Source organism: Streptomyces sp. NBC_00038 (assembly GCF_026343635.1).
In the GTDB taxonomy this organism is placed as follows: Bacteria; Actinomycetota; Actinomycetes; order Streptomycetales; family Streptomycetaceae; genus Streptomyces.
Map to the genome: position 1 here is coordinate 3,866,646 of NZ_JAPELQ010000001.1, position 14,444 is coordinate 3,881,089.

At 70.6% G+C, this 14,444-nt stretch carries 14 protein-coding genes; 7 read left to right on the forward strand and 7 right to left on the reverse strand.

The window, feature by feature from the left end; genetic code table 11:
• Nucleotides 1-10: 10 nt before the first annotated feature.
• Together OG219_RS17560 and OG219_RS17565 are read left to right on the forward strand one after the other, a co-directional pair.
• Nucleotides 11-676: a lipopolysaccharide biosynthesis protein gene (locus OG219_RS17560; protein ID WP_266827635.1), complete on the forward strand. Its 666-nt coding sequence runs from the start codon at nucleotides 11-13 to the stop codon at nucleotides 674-676.
• The gene (locus OG219_RS17565) at nucleotides 673-1,803 is read left to right on the forward strand and encodes a GNAT family N-acetyltransferase (RefSeq protein ID WP_266827637.1); all 1,131 of its coding nucleotides are present in this window, start codon (nucleotides 673-675) and stop codon (nucleotides 1,801-1,803) included. The genes OG219_RS17560 and OG219_RS17565 overlap by 4 nt, the downstream gene beginning before the upstream one ends.
• 31 nt (nucleotides 1,804-1,834) lie before the next feature.
• On the opposite strand, the gene OG219_RS17570 is transcribed toward OG219_RS17565, so the two are convergent.
• Nucleotides 1,835-3,133: a glycoside hydrolase family 26 protein gene (locus tag OG219_RS17570; RefSeq protein WP_266827639.1), complete on the reverse strand. Its 1,299-nt coding sequence runs from the start codon at nucleotides 3,131-3,133 to the stop codon at nucleotides 1,835-1,837.
• Between the two features lie 172 nt (nucleotides 3,134-3,305).
• Here OG219_RS17570 and OG219_RS17575 point away from each other — a divergent pair, with 172 nt between their 5' ends.
• The gene (locus tag OG219_RS17575; RefSeq protein WP_266827641.1) at nucleotides 3,306-4,568 is read left to right on the forward strand and encodes an ATP-grasp domain-containing protein; all 1,263 of its coding nucleotides are present in this window, start codon (nucleotides 3,306-3,308) and stop codon (nucleotides 4,566-4,568) included.
• Nucleotides 4,568-5,815: an NAD(P)-binding domain-containing protein gene (locus OG219_RS17580; RefSeq protein ID WP_266827642.1), complete on the forward strand. Its 1,248-nt coding sequence runs from the start codon at nucleotides 4,568-4,570 to the stop codon at nucleotides 5,813-5,815. The genes OG219_RS17575 and OG219_RS17580 overlap by 1 nt, the downstream gene beginning before the upstream one ends.
• A 46-nt stretch (nucleotides 5,816-5,861) precedes the next feature.
• Here OG219_RS17580 and OG219_RS48150 read toward each other — a convergent pair whose 3' ends face one another.
• From OG219_RS48150 to OG219_RS17605, 3 genes are all read right to left on the reverse strand, one after another.
• Nucleotides 5,862-6,746: a chaplin gene (locus OG219_RS48150; protein ID WP_323183283.1), complete on the reverse strand. Its 885-nt coding sequence runs from the start codon at nucleotides 6,744-6,746 to the stop codon at nucleotides 5,862-5,864.
• Between the two features lie 107 nt (nucleotides 6,747-6,853).
• Nucleotides 6,854-7,111: a chaplin gene (locus OG219_RS17600; RefSeq protein WP_323183284.1), complete on the reverse strand. Its 258-nt coding sequence runs from the start codon at nucleotides 7,109-7,111 to the stop codon at nucleotides 6,854-6,856.
• 242 nt (nucleotides 7,112-7,353) lie between these two features.
• Complete coding sequence (locus OG219_RS17605; protein WP_266827644.1) at nucleotides 7,354-7,764, reverse strand: rodlin; 411 nt, start codon at nucleotides 7,762-7,764, stop codon at nucleotides 7,354-7,356.
• A 253-nt stretch (nucleotides 7,765-8,017) separates the two neighbouring features.
• Here OG219_RS17605 and OG219_RS17610 point away from each other — a divergent pair, with 253 nt between their 5' ends.
• Both OG219_RS17610 and OG219_RS17615 read left to right on the forward strand, forming a co-directional pair.
• On the forward strand, nucleotides 8,018-8,428 hold the full coding sequence (locus tag OG219_RS17610) for a rodlin (protein WP_266827646.1): 411 nt from the start codon (nucleotides 8,018-8,020) through the stop codon (nucleotides 8,426-8,428).
• Between the two features lie 204 nt (nucleotides 8,429-8,632).
• Nucleotides 8,633-9,040, forward strand: coding sequence for a rodlin (locus OG219_RS17615; RefSeq protein WP_266827648.1), 408 nt, complete (start codon nucleotides 8,633-8,635; stop codon nucleotides 9,038-9,040).
• Between the two features lie 70 nt (nucleotides 9,041-9,110).
• On the opposite strand, the gene OG219_RS17620 is transcribed toward OG219_RS17615, so the two are convergent.
• Both OG219_RS17620 and OG219_RS17625 read right to left on the reverse strand, forming a co-directional pair.
• Nucleotides 9,111-11,030, reverse strand: a complete 1,920-nt coding sequence (locus tag OG219_RS17620) for a long-chain fatty acid--CoA ligase (RefSeq protein ID WP_266827650.1) — start codon at nucleotides 11,028-11,030, stop codon at nucleotides 9,111-9,113.
• 83 nt (nucleotides 11,031-11,113) lie between these two features.
• On the reverse strand, nucleotides 11,114-11,953 hold the full coding sequence (locus tag OG219_RS17625; protein WP_266827652.1) for an SDR family oxidoreductase: 840 nt from the start codon (nucleotides 11,951-11,953) through the stop codon (nucleotides 11,114-11,116).
• A gap of 173 nt (nucleotides 11,954-12,126) precedes the next feature.
• Between OG219_RS17625 and OG219_RS17630 the strand changes: the two genes are divergently transcribed.
• Nucleotides 12,127-12,702, forward strand: coding sequence for a TetR/AcrR family transcriptional regulator (locus OG219_RS17630; protein WP_266827654.1), 576 nt, complete (start codon nucleotides 12,127-12,129; stop codon nucleotides 12,700-12,702).
• Between the two features lies 1 nt (nucleotide 12,703).
• Here OG219_RS17630 and OG219_RS17635 read toward each other — a convergent pair whose 3' ends face one another.
• Nucleotides 12,704-14,293, reverse strand: coding sequence for a VWA domain-containing protein (locus tag OG219_RS17635; RefSeq protein WP_266827656.1), 1,590 nt, complete (start codon nucleotides 14,291-14,293; stop codon nucleotides 12,704-12,706).
• Nucleotides 14,294-14,444: the final 151 nt, after the last annotated feature.

The following is a 14,444-nucleotide window of genomic DNA, read 5'->3' on the forward strand; positions in this document are numbered from 1 at the left end:
TGAGTTCCTCATGACCGAAAACCCCACCAGAGGCCACCGCCCGAACGGCTCGGCGGGGGCGGCCCTCGCCCGTGCCAAGGTCCTGCCGCCGTGGTCCCTGCTCGCCGTCGGCGCCGTGCTCGGCGGGCTGATCGGCGGCGCGTACGGCGTCGTGAAGCCACCGGCGTACACGGCGACGAGTTACCTCGTCGCCGTGCCGACCGAGCAGTCGGATCCGGCGGCCGCCCTCGGCTTCGCGCAGGCGTACGGCCGGGTCGCCACCCAGCTCGCGGTGCTCGGGGACGCGCAGGTGTGGGCCGGTGTGCCGGTGAAGACGCTCCAGCAGAGCGTGTCGACCGCGACCTCGCCCGACGCCCCGATGGTCTCCGTCTCGGCCACCTCCTCGCGCCCCGACCTCGCCGCCGACATGGCCAACGCGGTCTCGCGCGCGCTGACCCGGCACGCGAACGACGCCAAGGCCGACACGAATGTCGAACTCCAGCAGTTCGCCCGTGCCACGAAGCCCACCGAGGCGTCCTCGGCCTCGCCGACGGTGACCGGTCTGGTGGGCGCCAGCGCGGGCGGCCTGCTCGGCGGCCTGGTGCTCCTCGTCCGCCCCCGGCGCACCGCGGACACCGCCCGGCCGGCCTCCGTGCCGAGCCCCGCCACGGCCGCCGATGTGCGCGGGCAGATGTGAGCGGCACGCTGCAGACCGCTCCGGCGGGCACCCTGGTGGCCGAACTCGTCACCGACGAGCGCGAGTTCGCCGAACTCGGGCCGGCCTGGGGGCGCCTGTACCGGAGTTGCGCCGCGGCCACCCCGTTCCAGAGCCACGCCTGGCTGCACTCCTGGTGGCTCTCGTACGGCACTCCCGGCCGGCTGCGTCTGGTGCTCGTGCGTGACGACGGCGGCGAACTCCGGGCGGTGGCCCCGCTGATGCGCGTACACCGTCCGCTGCCCGCGCTGGTACCGCTCGGCGGGGCGATCTCCGACTACGGAGACGTCCTCATCGACGACGAGCACGCCGACCGGGCGGCCGCCACCCTCACCGAGGGGCTGTCGGCGGCGGCCCGTACCGCGCTGATCGACTTCCGTGAGGTGCGGCCCGGCGGTGCGGTGGAGCGGATCTTCGAACGCTGGCGCGGGCCGCGCAGCCGGGTGCGCGACTCGCTCTGTCTGGAGCTGCCCGCCACGTCGATGGACGAACTGGTGGGCCGGCTCCCGTCGTCGAAGGCCCAGCGGGTACGGGCCAAGCTGCGCAAGCTGACCGCGCTCGGGGTCCAGCAGCGCGTCGTACACCATGACGAGGTGGACGCGGCGCTGCGGCGGCTGCTCGAACTGCATCGACTGCAGTGGCAGGGGCGGAAGGTGACGTCGGAGCATCTCCAGGAGCGGTTCGCCGAGCATCTGGTCCGGTCGGTGGGCCCGATGGTGCGCTCCGGGGACGCCGTGGTCACGGAGTTCCGGCTCGACGACACCGTGATGGCCGTGGATCTCACGCTGCTGTCGCGGCGCCTCGCGGGCGGTTATCTGTACGGCGCCCATCCGCAGCTGCGGGAGCGGAAGGCGGATGTCGCGGTGATACTGCTCAACGCCTGCGCCCAGCACACCGAGGCGGGCGAACGCGCGGCGCTGAGCCTGCTGCGCGGCGACGAACCCTACAAGCGCCACTGGCGCCCGGAGCCCGTCGTCAACCAGCGCCTGCTCCTGGCCCGGCGGCGTACGGCTCCGTTGATGTCGGCGGTCGTCTGCGACGTCGCCGCGCGCAGCCGGGGCAAGGAGCTGCTGAGACGGTGGAGGGAGCGCGGTGGCGGCAGCCCGTGAACGACCCGCCGCCACCGTTCTCATCCCCGGGTCACCGGCTGCGCGACCACCAGTCGAAGCGGAGGCAGAGCTTCCCGCCGATCCAGTACTCGACCCAGTCGCCCAGGTCCAGCGGCGAGCAGTTGGGCGGGGGTACCGGCTTGGACGGAGGCGTCGGTTCGGGTGTCGGAACGGGCGTGGGAACGGTCTGGCCGGAGAGCGCCGCGCGGTAGATCTCGGACGCCTTCGGGTTGTCCGAACACTGCCAGACACCGTGCGGGCAGTAGTCGGTGACCGTGTTGTACAGCGGCTTGTGCTCTGTCATCCAGGCGAGCATGCGCTTCATGTACGTCGCATTGTCGCCGTTGCGGAAGAGTCCCCATTCAGGATAGGAAATGGGCTTGCCATGGGATTTGGCGAAGTCCACGTGCGCCTGAAGGCCGTAGGGCTCTTTCACCTGCTCGTCGAATGACAGCCCGGATGGCTGGTCGTACGAATCCATACCGATGATGTCGACCGTGTCGTCCCCCGGATAGCACTGCGTCCAGGGGATGGCGTCCCGGCCGCGGTTCGGGGTGAAGTCGAACCGGAATTTCTGTCCCGGCACCGCCCGCATGGTGGTGACGATTCTGTTCCAGTACTTCTTCCAGGCCTCCGGGTCGGGACCGCAGCGATGGGTGTAGGTAATGCCGTTCATTTCCCAGCCGAGCACAATGACGGTGTCCGGCACCTTCAGCTCGACAAGGCGTTCGGCGAGCGCACGGAAGTGCTTGTCGAACATTCCGGCGGCGGCCTGGCGCAGCAGCAGCCGGACCTCGGCGTCGGAGACCCCCTCCTCGTTGCGCTCCATCATCGGCACGTTGAGGACGAGCATCCGGTCGTCCTGTTCGAGCCGCCAGTCCGCCCAGACGTCGAGGAATCCGTGGGCGCCCTCGATGTTGCTCCAGCGGTCGCCGGGCAGATACGTGTGCCCGACGCGGAGTTCGGTGCCGCCCAGCCACTGGCTGAGCTGGGCGATCCGGGCGACACCGCGGGCACCGTAGTCCAGGTAGGCGCCGACGGCGGGGGCCTTCTCGGCGGGCTTCGGTTCCACGGAGGGTACGGCGGGCGTGGTCGTGTCCGTGGAGGTCGCGGGCGTCGTGGGCGTCGCCGGTGGTGTGAGCGGTGCGGGTGTCACAGGTGTCGCCGGCGGGGTCACCGTCGTCGGTGTCGGCGCCGGAGGATCGGCGACTCGCACCGCCCCGGCGCCCACGGCGTATCCCGGACCCGACGCCAGGGCGACCGACGCGACGATTCCGGCCGCGACGCACGCCAGCCGCCTGCTCCGGGGCCGTTGCTGCTGTGGGGCCATTCCTGACCTCTCTCCACTCTGCTGATCCGACGGCGCTTTCCGTCTTCCGTTTACTCCGATTTGCCTTCTGTCTACTGACACTCAGTCATATGAATACCCATTCCGCCAACCGAGGCTCCGGCCTTTGAGTGCGCCGATCACCCGCACGGGTGACCGACCCGAAGGAAATTCCGTGCCGTTTCTCGACACCCGTGTCCCCGCCGTCCTTCTGCGGATCGACCGGAACCCCTTTCACCACGGAACGCTGGGAGCCGTACGCTCACTCGGCAGAGCGGGCGTGGAGGTGCATGTCGTCGCCGATTCAACGGGAAGTCCCGTCCGCAGGTCGCGCTTTGTCAGTGAGATGCACCCCCCGCCGCCGCCCGGCGCATCCGCCGCGGATATCGTCGCCGCATTGCGCCGAGTGGCCGCCCGAGTATCCCGTCCCGCCGTACTGATCCCGATGGATGACGCGAGCGCCGTCGCGGTGGCCCGGTGCCGTGAGCACCTCCACCCCTCCTATCTGCTGCCGCAGCAGCCCGGCGCCCTCGCCGAACTCGTGGCCGACAAGGCGGAACTGGCCGTCCTGTGCGAGAGGGCGGGCATTCCGCACCCGGTGACGCTCATCCCGGACAGCCCGGCGCAGGCGTCCGCGGCGGTCTGGCAGTTGGGCCTGCCGGTGGTGGCGAAGTGGAGCCGCCCGTGGCTGGTGCCCACCGGGACGGGGCTGCGCAGCACGGTGGTGGTGCACTCGGCGCAGGAGGCGCAGGCGCTGTATCTGCGCGCCGAGGAAGCCGGCAGCCGGCTTCTGCTGCAGGCGTTCCTGCCGCCGGGGCCCGACCGCGACTGGTTCTTCCACGGGTACGCCGACCGGTCCGGGGCCGTGTGCGGGGGCGGCCCCGGCCGCAAGCAGCGCGCCTGGCCACGCGGCGCGGGACTGACCGCGGTCGGCCGCTGGACCCCCAACCCACAACTCCAGTCGCTCGTCGAACGGCTCGTCGGAACGCTGGGCTACCGCGGCGTCTTCGACCTCGACTTCCGCAGGGACGGCGCGAACGGCCGCTACCACCTGCTCGACTTCAACCCCCGCCCCGGCGCCCAGTTCCGCCTCTTCGCCGACGGGGCCGGCCTGGACGTCGTACGCGCCCTGCACCTGGACCTGACCCACCGTCCGCTGCCGGACCCGGCGCCGCTGCCGGGCCGCGCGTTCGTGGTGGAGAACTACGCCCCGCTCAGCGCCCTGCGCCCGCAGGCGAGCGGCTGCGAACTGGCCTGGCACGCGCGGGACGACCTCGCGCCCGGGCTCACGATGTGGGCCCTGTGGTGCCGCCATGTGGTCCGGCGCTTGCTGGACCGCGTACGGCGTTCGGCGCCCGTCGCGGTTCAGCCGCGGGTCGTACGGCAGTCGGGCGCACCGAATCCCCTGACCGACGACGAGAAGGCGAGCAGCTGCTGATGTACGACCTCCTGGTGGTGGGAGCCGGCCCGTACGGCCTGTCCGTCGCCTCCCACGCCGCGGCGGCCGGGCTGAGCCTGCGCGTCCTCGGCAGGCCCATGGCGTCCTGGCGGGACCACATGCCCGCCGGAATGTTCCTGAAGTCGGAGCCGTGGGCGTCCAATCTCTCCGACCCCGAGGGCCGCTGGCGTCTCGACACGTACTGCGCCGGTCAGGGCGTCCGGGCCCGGCACGGCGAGCCCATCCCGGTCGAGATGTTCGCCTCGTACGGCCTGTGGTTCGCCCGCAACGCGGTGCCCGAGGTCGACGAGCGCACCGTGGTCCGGGTCAGCGCCGTCCCCGGCGGCTTCGAGGCGGTCCTGGCCGACGGCGAGATCCTGCACGCCCGCACGGTCGCCCTCGCCGTCGGCGTGCTGCCCTTCATCGAGGTACCGGCCGTCCTGCGCGAGCTCGGTCCCGCGTATGTCTCGCACAGCAGTCACCACGGCGACCTCGACCGTTTCCGCGGCCGGGACGTCACGGTGATCGGCGGCGGCCAGGCCGCGCTGGAGACGGCCGCCCTCCTCGCCGAACAGGGCAGCCGCGTCCGGGTCCTGGCCCGCGCCGGCCGGCTGAACTGGAACGACGTGCCGCCCGCCTGGGAGCGCCCGTGGTGGGAGTCGGCCCGCACCCCGCACAGCGGCCTGGGCTGCGGCTGGCGCAACTGGTTCTACGCCGAGCGCCCCGGCCTCTTCCACCGCCTCCCGGAGACCACCCGCGCCCGGATCGCGGCCACGGCACTGGGCCCGGCGGGCGCCTGGTGGGTCCGCGACCGCGTCGAACCGGCCGTCGAGCTGCTCCTCGGCCACGAGGTCGCGGCGGCCCATGCGTCGGAGGGCGGTGTACGGCTGGAGACGGTGAGCCGCGGCGGCGAGCCGGCGTCCCTGGAGACCGAACACGTCATCGCGGCCACGGGGTTCAAAGCGACCCGCGAGCGTCTCGGCTTGCTCTCCGACGAACTGCGCGGGGACCTCGCGGCGGTGGCCGACGGCTCCCCCGAGGTCGGCCGGGACTTCGAGTCCTCGGTCCCCGGCCTCTTCATGGCGGGCCTGGTCACGGCGTCCGGCTTCGGCCCCGCGATGCGATTCGTGCACGGCGCCACGTTCACGGCGGGCACGCTCGTACGGGGGGTACGGCGGCGGCTGCGCACGACGCCTGTGCCGGTACGGCAGCAGCGGCGCGAGGCGCCGGCCCCGGCGCGGCGGTGACGCGGGCTCGGGTGCCGGGCGCGTGAGGCGTCCGGCACCCGGGGTGCTACCGACGGGACGCGGCTCGGCCTCGTCGGTACAGGACCGTTCCGCCCGCGAGCAGGGCGGCGCTGGCGGCCGAGGTCGCGAGCAGTCCCTCACTGCCGGTGTGCGGCAGGGTGGGCGGGGGCCCGGGGGGAGCCACGGGCGGGGTCGTGGGAGGAGTGGACGGTGTCGTCGGCGGCGTCGTCGTGGGTGGCGTCGTCACCGGCTTGGTGGGCGGGGTCGTCGTCGGAGGTGTCGACGGCGGCTTGGTCGGCGGCGTTGTGGGAGGCGTCGTCGGCGGGTGCGTCGGGGGCTTGGTCGGCGGGGTGTCGCCGTAGCCTCCGGGGCCGTTCTCGCAGTCGTTGCCGAACGCGGGGTTGCCCACACCGACCACGTCCGCCGTGTTGCCGCACGCGTTCACCGGAACGTCCACCGGCGCCGCGACGTTGTTGCCCGACAGGACGCCGGGCGAACCGTGCGTCTCGCCGTACGCCGAGGAACCGGAGCCACCGCCGGAACCACCGCCGTGGTCACCGCCGTAGCCGCCTCCTTGGCCGCCGCCGCCCGAGTGGCCGGAGCCAGAGCCGGAGCCGTAACCGGATGAGTCGTCGTGGCCGGAGGAGCCGTGCGGCGCCCCGTGCGCCCCGTGCGACCCCTGCGAATCCCCGCCGTTGGCACAGGAGTTCCCGAACGCCGGGTTGAGCGCGGCGATCACGTTGACGGTGTTGCCGCAGGCGTTCACCGGTGCGTTCACCGGGAGCTGGAGGCTGTTGCCCGACCCGACTCCCGGTGAGTCCTTGGCGGTTCCGTTCGCGTTCGCGTCGGCGAAGGCGGGGGCGCCGTACAGGGACAGGATGCTCGTCGTGGCCGCGGCCACGACCACTCCCCTACTCAGGGTCTGTCGCAATCTCGTTGCCTTCCTGCTTGGAGAAGTGAGGAAAGCCGGCCTCGGAACCGAAAAGGCGTTCCAAGGCCGGCCTTGACACAGCCGAAGCGGCTGATGTGCCGTCTGCGTCAGTTGTTGATGCAGGTGTTGCCGAACGCCGGGTTCAGCAGGGCGATGACGTTGATCGAGTTGCCGCACACGTTGACGGGAACGTGGATGGGAACCTGGACCACGTTGCCCGAGAGGACACCCGGCGAGCCGATGGCCGCACCATGGGCGTCGGCGTCCGCGAAGGCGGGGGAGGCGAGTCCCAGGGCCATGATCGCGCCGGCGACGACAGCAGCGCTCTTCTTGAGCTTCACGTGCTTTCCCTTCTCTGCGGTCATGCCTCTATGACGGCCGAAGCCGAGCGAGCACAGCATGAAAGGCTCGCACCATGACCTACAAGCTGTAAACGAGGGACAGCCGACCGAAGAAACTACACAACGTAAACCACTTGGTAATTCACTCGAATCGCCCTGCCTGAGAGCTGGAACCGCCCTGCAACAAAGCGGAAGGAAATCACGGAAAAGCCCGGCCCGCCCATTCGTCAACGCGACGGGCGGCCCGAGCCTTTCGAGTGCAGCGGTCAGTGGTTGCCGATGCCGTTCCCGGCCAGGACCGGGATGTTGCTCAGGATGTGCGACAGCGGCTCGTCGCCCTTGGCCTGGGTCGAGTTCTCGGCGCACTGCTGGTTCTGCGGGGCCGACAGGATCGGGATGTCCTGGAGCGCGACGCCGCCGATGAGGGCGGCTCCGCCCACGTTGCCCTTGACGGGCACGCCGAGGCAGAGCTTGTTCAGGGAGCCCTGGGCCAGGCTCAGCTGCGGGCTCTTGTCGCCCTTGGTCTTGGAGTTGCCGAACTCCTGGACCGCACCGTTTCCACTGACGGAGTTGGTGCCGTTGCCGTCACCGATGGCAAGCGCCTGAGGGGCGGCCGCCGCCGAGATACCGACCACGGAAGCGGTGACCGCCACCGCGGCCATTGCCTTCTGAAGCATTTCGCGTTCCTTTCCTGTGCAGACACACGTGTTCCTGCTCTCGCACTCAACCCGGCGCGACCGGATTGGTTGCGGTGATTCACCCGAATGGCCCGTTCGGAACGCGGAAATCCATGAGACTCCGAATTGGCGCGCACACGCCGGAATCACTCTTCGACGTGGGCCATCGGAGTGAAACAGAGCAACCAAGAGCGGCCGGGGCAGTTGATCAGAGCGCTCCGGTGGACGGGGTTTCTCCAGAAGGGACTAGCTAGTGATCAAGAAGGTTATGGCTGCTGCGGCGGTCGCCGCTTCCGTCGTCGGTGCGTCCGCTGCCGCCGCGACGCCGGCGATGGCGATCGGGAACGACAACGGCACGACGTCCACCAGCGGCAACGGTGCCGTGCAGACGTACGGCAACTCGGCCACGTACGGCAAGATGAGCCCGCAGATGGCGCTCATCCAGGGCTCGCTCAACAAGCCCTGTGTCGGCCTGCCCGCGAAGCTCAACCTCGGTGGAGCCGCCCTCATCGGCGGTGTCGCGCTCCAGGACATCCCCGTCCTGTCGGCCCCGCAGAACCAGCAGTGTGTCGAGAACTCGACCCAGGCCAAGGGCGACGAGCCGCTGTCGCACATCCTGAACAACATCCCGGTCCTGTCCGGCAACGGCACCGGCAACAAGTAGTTCTCTTCCGACATCCCGTCAGCGGGCCGCCGAGCACATCGGCGGCCCGCTGGCTTGTGTTCGCGACAGCACAGGCGCGCCCCCGAGTAACAACTTCAAACACACGCTGGGCCAAACGGGGCATAACCCGCAACCCCGGCAGGGGCTACACAGTTGATCATCACGCAGCTCCTCACTGGAGTCCGCTTTCTGAAGGGAATGAACATGAAGAAGCTGTGGGCAACCGCCGCTATTGCCGCTTCCGTCGCTGGTATCTCGGCCGGGGTCGCCCCCCAGGCCCTGGCGATCGGTGACGACAACGGCACCCAGTCCACCAGCGGCAACGGCGCGGTCCAGGAGTTCGGCAACTCCAAGACCGAGGGCGACATGAGCCCGCAGCTCTCGCTCATCCAGGGTTCCCTGAACAAGCCCTGCATCGGCCTGCCCGCGAAGGTCAACGCCGGCGGCATCGCGGGCATCGGCGGTGTCGCGCTCCAGGACATCCCGATCCTGTCGGCCCCGCAGAACCAGCAGTGTGTCGAGAACTCGACCCAGGCCAAGGGCGACGAGCCGCTGTCGCACATCCTGAGCAACATCCCGGTCCTGTCCGGCAACGGCACCGGCAACCACTGATCTCAGCACCGGGAGAGCGGGCCGCCGAGCGCATCGGCGGCCCGCTCTTTTTCATGTCCGGCGTAGCTGCTCAGCTCCCGTACAGCGCCTCGATCTCGTCCGCGTACGCCGCTGTCACCGCGTGGCGCTTGACCTTCAGGGACGGGGTGAGCAGTCCGTTGTCCTCGGTGAACTCGCCTGTCACCAGGGCGAACCGGCGGATGGATTCGGCGCGCGAGACCGCGTCGTTCGCGTGGTCGACGGCTTTCTGGACGTCGGCGCGCATCCGGGGATCGTCCGTGAGCGCGGACAGCGGGGTGTCGGCGGGCAGTTGGCGTACGGCGAGCCAGTGGGCGACGGCCTCGGGGTCCAGGGTGATCAGGGCGGCGATGTACGGGCGGTTGTCGCCGACGACGATGCACTGGCCGACGGGCGGGCGGCTGCGCAGGCGGTCCTCGAGGACTGCGGGCGAGACGTTCTTGCCGCCGGAGGTGACGAGGATGTCCTTCTTGCGGCCGGTGATGGTGAGGTAGCCGTCATCGTCGAGGGCGCCGAGGTCTCCGGTGGCGAACCAGTCGTCCCGCAGGACCGCGTCCGTGGCCGCCGGGTTGTTCCAGTAGGCGCCGAAGACGACGCCGCCCTTGATCAGGACCTCGCCGTCGTCGGCGATGCGGATCGCGGTGCCCGGGACCGGGAGGCCCACCGTGCCGGGGCGGGGGCGCAAGGGCGGGACGATCGTCGCCGCGGCTGTCGTCTCGGTGAGGCCGTAGCCCTCGTAGACGATGATTCCGGCGGCGTAGAAGAAGAGGTTGAGGTCGCGGTCGAGCGGGGAGCCGCCGCTGATGGCGTAGCGGGCGCGGCCGCCGAGTTCCTTGCGGATACGGCGGTAGACCAGCAGGTCGTAGAGCGCCCAGGCGGCGTACAGGCCCGGTCCTGGCCCCTTGCCCGTCTCCAGGAACTTGTTCAGGTAGGCCTCGCCGAAGCGGACGCCGATGCGGTGGGCGCGGTCGAAGGAGGCGCCGCGGCCGATCTTCTCGGCGGTCGCGCGGCCGGTGTTGTGGATCTTCTCGAAGAGGTACGGGACGCCGACCAGGAACGTCGGCCTGAACTCCCGTAGGGCAGGGCGGAGTTCGTCGGGCTTGATGCTCGGGCAGTGGCCCACCTCGATGCGGGCCATCAGGCAGGCGATCTGGAGTGTGCGGCCCATGATGTGGGCGAGCGGGAGGAAGAGGAGGGTCGAGGCGGTCTGGCCGGTGACCTCCTTGAAGATGGGGTGCAGCAACTCGACTGTGTTGGCGGCTTCGGCATGCAGGTTGGCGTGGGTGAGGACGCAGCCCTTGGGCCGGCCGGTGGTTCCGGAGGTGTAGCAGACGGTGGCGATGGTGTCGGGGGTGAGGGCGGCGCGGCGTTTGACCACCTCCTCGTCGGTGATGTCCCGGCCGAGGGCGGCGAGTTCGGACATCGCGTTCGCGTCCAGCTGCCAGACGCGCGGGAGTTCGGGGTGCCGGGTCGTGCCGGTGGCCACGGTTTCCGCATTCTCGGGGGTCTCGACGATCACGAAGTGTGTGCCCGAGTCCCTGACGATCCACTCCACCTGCTCGGCGGACGAGGTCGCGTAGACGGGGACGGTCTGGCCACCCGCCGCCCAGATCGCGAAGTCGAGGACCGTCCACTCGTAGCGCGTACGGGACATCACCGCGACCCGGCCGCCCGGTTCGAGCCCCGCCGCGATCAACCCCTTTGCCGTGGCGGTGACTTCGCGGGCGAAGGCCGCTGCGGTGACCGGGTGCCAGGTGCCGTTTTCCTGGCGGCGCAGGACGACGGCGTCCGGGGTCTCGGCCGCGTTGGTGAAGGGCAGGTCGGCGGTGCTGCCGGTGGTGGGGTCCTGGGCCAGCCGGGCGGTGCGGGCCTCGCGGACCGTGCCGGTGTCGTCCCTGGTGAGCTCGACCTTGGTGCGGGATGCGAGGTCGGTGCGCTTCTTCGCCCGTTTCAAGTCCTTGCGTACGCCCATCGTGGCTCCCGGTCGCAGGGTTCCTGAACGGGGGTCAACTTACCGAGGCGTAACGGAAATTCAATGGGTTGTGCGTGGTCGGTTCACGCGGCCACGGGTTCGGAGGTCTCCCGTTCCGGCTCCAGCACCTTGCGTGTGATGCGCTCGGCGATCGCCGCGACCAGGGTGCGCGGGCGGCGCGGGGTCAGGTGGGCGCCGAGTGCGTTGCCCAGCCCCGGGGTGACGTAGGCGCGGTCGCGGTCGAGGGCTCGCAGGGCTGCGCGGACGACCGGTTCCGTGGTGGTGAAGGAGCCCGTCACCGCGGCCTTGCGGGTGCCGATCGCGTCGAAGAAGCCCGTCTCGACCGGGCCCGGGCACAGGGCTGTGACCTTGATGCCGCGTCCCCGGTACTCCTGGCGCAGGGCCAGCGAGAAGTTGAGGACGAAGACCTTGGTGGCGCTGTAGACCGCGAAGTACGGGCCCGGCTGGTAGCCCGCCGTGGAGCCGACGTTGAGGACGGCTCCGGAGCCGCGCTCCAGCATGCCGGGGAGCACGGCGTGGGTGAGGTCGGCCAGGGCGACGACGTTGACCATGATCTCGTCGTGATCGCGGCGCGGGTCGATCTCCTCGAAGCGGCCGCAGGTGCCGAAGCCGGCGTTGTTGACCAGCAGGTCGACGACGAGGCCGCGGGTGGTGAGGGCCTCGGCCACGCGGTCGGCGGCGTCGGGCTCGGCGAGATCCTGGGACAGGACGTGTGCCTGGACGCCGTACCGCGTGCGCAGGCGGTCCGCCAGTTCTTCGAGGCGGTCGCGGGAGCGGGCCAGCAGGATCACGTCGTGGCCGCGGGCGGCGAGCTGGGTGGCGAACTCGGCGCCCAGTCCGGAGGAGGCGCCGGTGATGAGAGCAGTGCGTGCGGTGGATGTGGATGCGGATGTGGTGTCCATGACTGTTCCCCTTCAGAAGGTCGAGTGAAGGCGAGCCGGTAACTAACTAGAACACCACTGTAGCGGTTATTCTTATATCTGCAACAGCAGTGATGCAGATAACTGGGGAACCGCAACTCAGGCGTACCATCTACGTCCACTGGGGGTCTGGAGCCGACTGAGTGGAGGAGCCCATGGGCCGAGCACTGCGGGCCGATGCCGAGCGCAGTGTGCGCGCGATTCTGGAGGCGGCCGAGCGGGTGCTCGCCGCCGATCCGGGCGCGTCCATGGAGCAGATCGCCGAGGCGGCCGGGGTGGCCAGGACGACGGTCCACCGGCGCTTCGCCAGCCGGCAGGCGCTGATCGACGCGCTCGCCGAGTCGGCCGTACGGCAGCTCACACAGGCCATCGAGGATGCGCGGCCGGACACCACACCGCCGCTGGTCGCGCTGCATCGCGTGACCGCCAACGTGCTGCGGATCAAGGGGGCTTGGAGCTATGCCCTCGGTCAGCCGGCCGACGAGGGCGGCGCCGCCGCGGCGGGCTGGGACCAGTTGGGGGCGCGCTGCCTCGAACTCCTGGCGCGGGCCAGGGACGAGGGCCTGCTCGACCCGGCCGTGGACCTGGAGTGGGTCCGCCGCGTCTACTACGCGCTGATCGGCGAGGCCCTGCACGGCGACGACCGGCCGGACCCCGATCCCGACGCCCTGGGGGCGCTCGTAGTCGACACGCTGCTGCACGGCGCCGGGCGGCGGCCCGGCGCCGGCTGAGTCAGCGTTCCGCGCGGGTGGCCGACTCTATGGCGTCGGCGAGCTCTCGTACCGCCTTGTCCTCCGTGCTGGTCGCCAGTTCGTCGGCGCGGGACTTGAGTTCGGTCAGCGGCAGGCTGCCCGGGAGCCGGGGCCAGCGGTCGTCCCCCTGGCGGAGGGCGTCGGCGAAGTACGCCGCCACTGCGGTGACTTGGAAGCGGTCGGAGGAGTTCCACAGGCTGCCTTCGAGGGCCGTGGCCTCCACCTGGCCCGATTCCTCGTGCGGGGTACGGGTGTCGGGGTCCTGCCAGCGGACGCTCGCGGTGGCGAGGTGGCCGGAGGCTCCGGGCTTGGTGCGGACCGCGTAGAGGGCGGTCACCGTGTGGCCGGGGCCGATCTCGCCGCCGTCGACCTGGTCGTTGCGGAAGTCCTCGTCGGCGACCTGGCGGTTGTCGTAGCCGATGAGCCGGAACTGCTCGACCGTCTCCGGGTCGAAGGCGACCTGTGCCTTGGCGTCGCGGGCAGTGAGGTCGATGTTCTGCGGGAGTTCCTCGCAGAAGACCTTGCGGGCCTCCTCGAAGTCCGAGACGTACGTCGTGTGGCCGTCGCCCTTGTCTGCGAGGCGCTCCATCAGGGCGTCGCCGTAGTCGCTGCCGACGCCGACGCCGAAGAGCGTGATGCCGTGCTCGCGGCGGTTGTCGTCGATGCGCTCCAGGATCGTGTCGGCGTCGGTGTCGCCGGTGTTGGCGAGGGCGTCGGAGACGAGGACGACGCGGTTGGTGGCGCCTTCGCGCAGGCCTTCGGTGGCCGTGGCGTAGCCGGTCTCGACGCCCGCGCCGAGGTTGGTGGAGGACTGGGGTTCCAGGCTGTCGATCGCGTAGTGGACGCGACCTCGGTCGTCGCCGAGCCGGGTCATGGGGAGGACGGTCTCGGCCTCGTCGCTGAAGGTGACCAGGGCGACCGAGTCGTCGTCGCGGAGGCGGTCCGTCATCACGCCGAGGGAGTCCTTGGCGAGGTCGAGGCGGCCCGGTTCGGCCATCGAGCCGGAGATGTCGACGACGAACGTGAGGGCGGCGGGCGGGCGTTCACCGTCCTGCTCGTCGGCGCGGGTGGCGAGGCCGACGCGGAGCAGGGACCAGTCCTCGTCCTCGGTGCGGGCGCCGTCGACGGTGACCGAGAAGCCGTTGCCGTCGGGACGTTCGTAGTCCTGGCGGAAGCTGTTGACGAACTCCTCGGGGCGGACCGTCGAGGGGTCGGGCATCGCGCCGTCCGCGAGGGTGCGCTTGGCGTAGCCGTACGAGGCGGTGTCGACGTCCAGGGCGAAGGTGGAGAGGTAGTCGGGGGACGGGGCGAACTCGCGGCCCTCGTCGTCCTGTTGTTCGCCGCTCTGTTCGCCGTCCTGCTCGCCCTGGGCGGAGCCCGACGGGTAGGCGGGGGCGGGCAGTGGGCCGGTAGCGTCGTTGCGGGACTTGTTCGAGCCGTCCGAGTTGCTGCCGCTCCCGCCGCAGCCGGTGAGCAGCATGGCGCCCGCGGCTGTCAGGGCGAGCAGAGTGCCGCGGAGTCGACGGCCGCGTGTGGTGACCGCCGCCGTGCGTATGTGGTCCTTCCCCATCTGTGCCCCCTCGGTGAGCGGCCTGTGTTTGGGCCGACGTCTGTGACTGTGACGTCCGAGGGGGCCGAGATGTGCGTTACGGAGCGTTGCGGATGGATCTCGAAGCGGCCACGGTGGGCGGCCGTCGAGACCGGTAGGTGATCCTCCGGAG

Excerpts from the sequence above, each read along its gene's own strand:
- OG219_RS17625 (WP_266827652.1), bottom strand. The coding sequence starts at position 11,953 with ATGGACACCACATCCGCATCCACATCCACCGCACGCACTGCTCTCATC.
- OG219_RS17630 (WP_266827654.1), top strand. The coding sequence starts at position 12,127 with ATGGGCCGAGCACTGCGGGCCGATGCCGAGCGCAGTGTGCGCGCGATT.
- OG219_RS17635 (WP_266827656.1), bottom strand. The coding sequence starts at position 14,293 with ATGGGGAAGGACCACATACGCACGGCGGCGGTCACCACACGCGGCCGT.
- OG219_RS17605 (WP_266827644.1), bottom strand. The coding sequence starts at position 7,764 with ATGCTTCAGAAGGCAATGGCCGCGGTGGCGGTCACCGCTTCCGTGGTC.
- OG219_RS17620 (WP_266827650.1), bottom strand. The coding sequence starts at position 11,030 with ATGGGCGTACGCAAGGACTTGAAACGGGCGAAGAAGCGCACCGACCTC.
- OG219_RS17600 (WP_323183284.1), bottom strand. The coding sequence starts at position 7,111 with ATGACCGCAGAGAAGGGAAAGCACGTGAAGCTCAAGAAGAGCGCTGCT.
- OG219_RS17560 (WP_266827635.1), top strand. The coding sequence starts at position 11 with ATGACCGAAAACCCCACCAGAGGCCACCGCCCGAACGGCTCGGCGGGG.
- OG219_RS17580 (WP_266827642.1), top strand. The coding sequence starts at position 4,568 with ATGTACGACCTCCTGGTGGTGGGAGCCGGCCCGTACGGCCTGTCCGTC.
- OG219_RS17615 (WP_266827648.1), top strand. The coding sequence starts at position 8,633 with ATGAAGAAGCTGTGGGCAACCGCCGCTATTGCCGCTTCCGTCGCTGGT.
- OG219_RS17570 (WP_266827639.1), bottom strand. The coding sequence starts at position 3,133 with ATGGCCCCACAGCAGCAACGGCCCCGGAGCAGGCGGCTGGCGTGCGTC.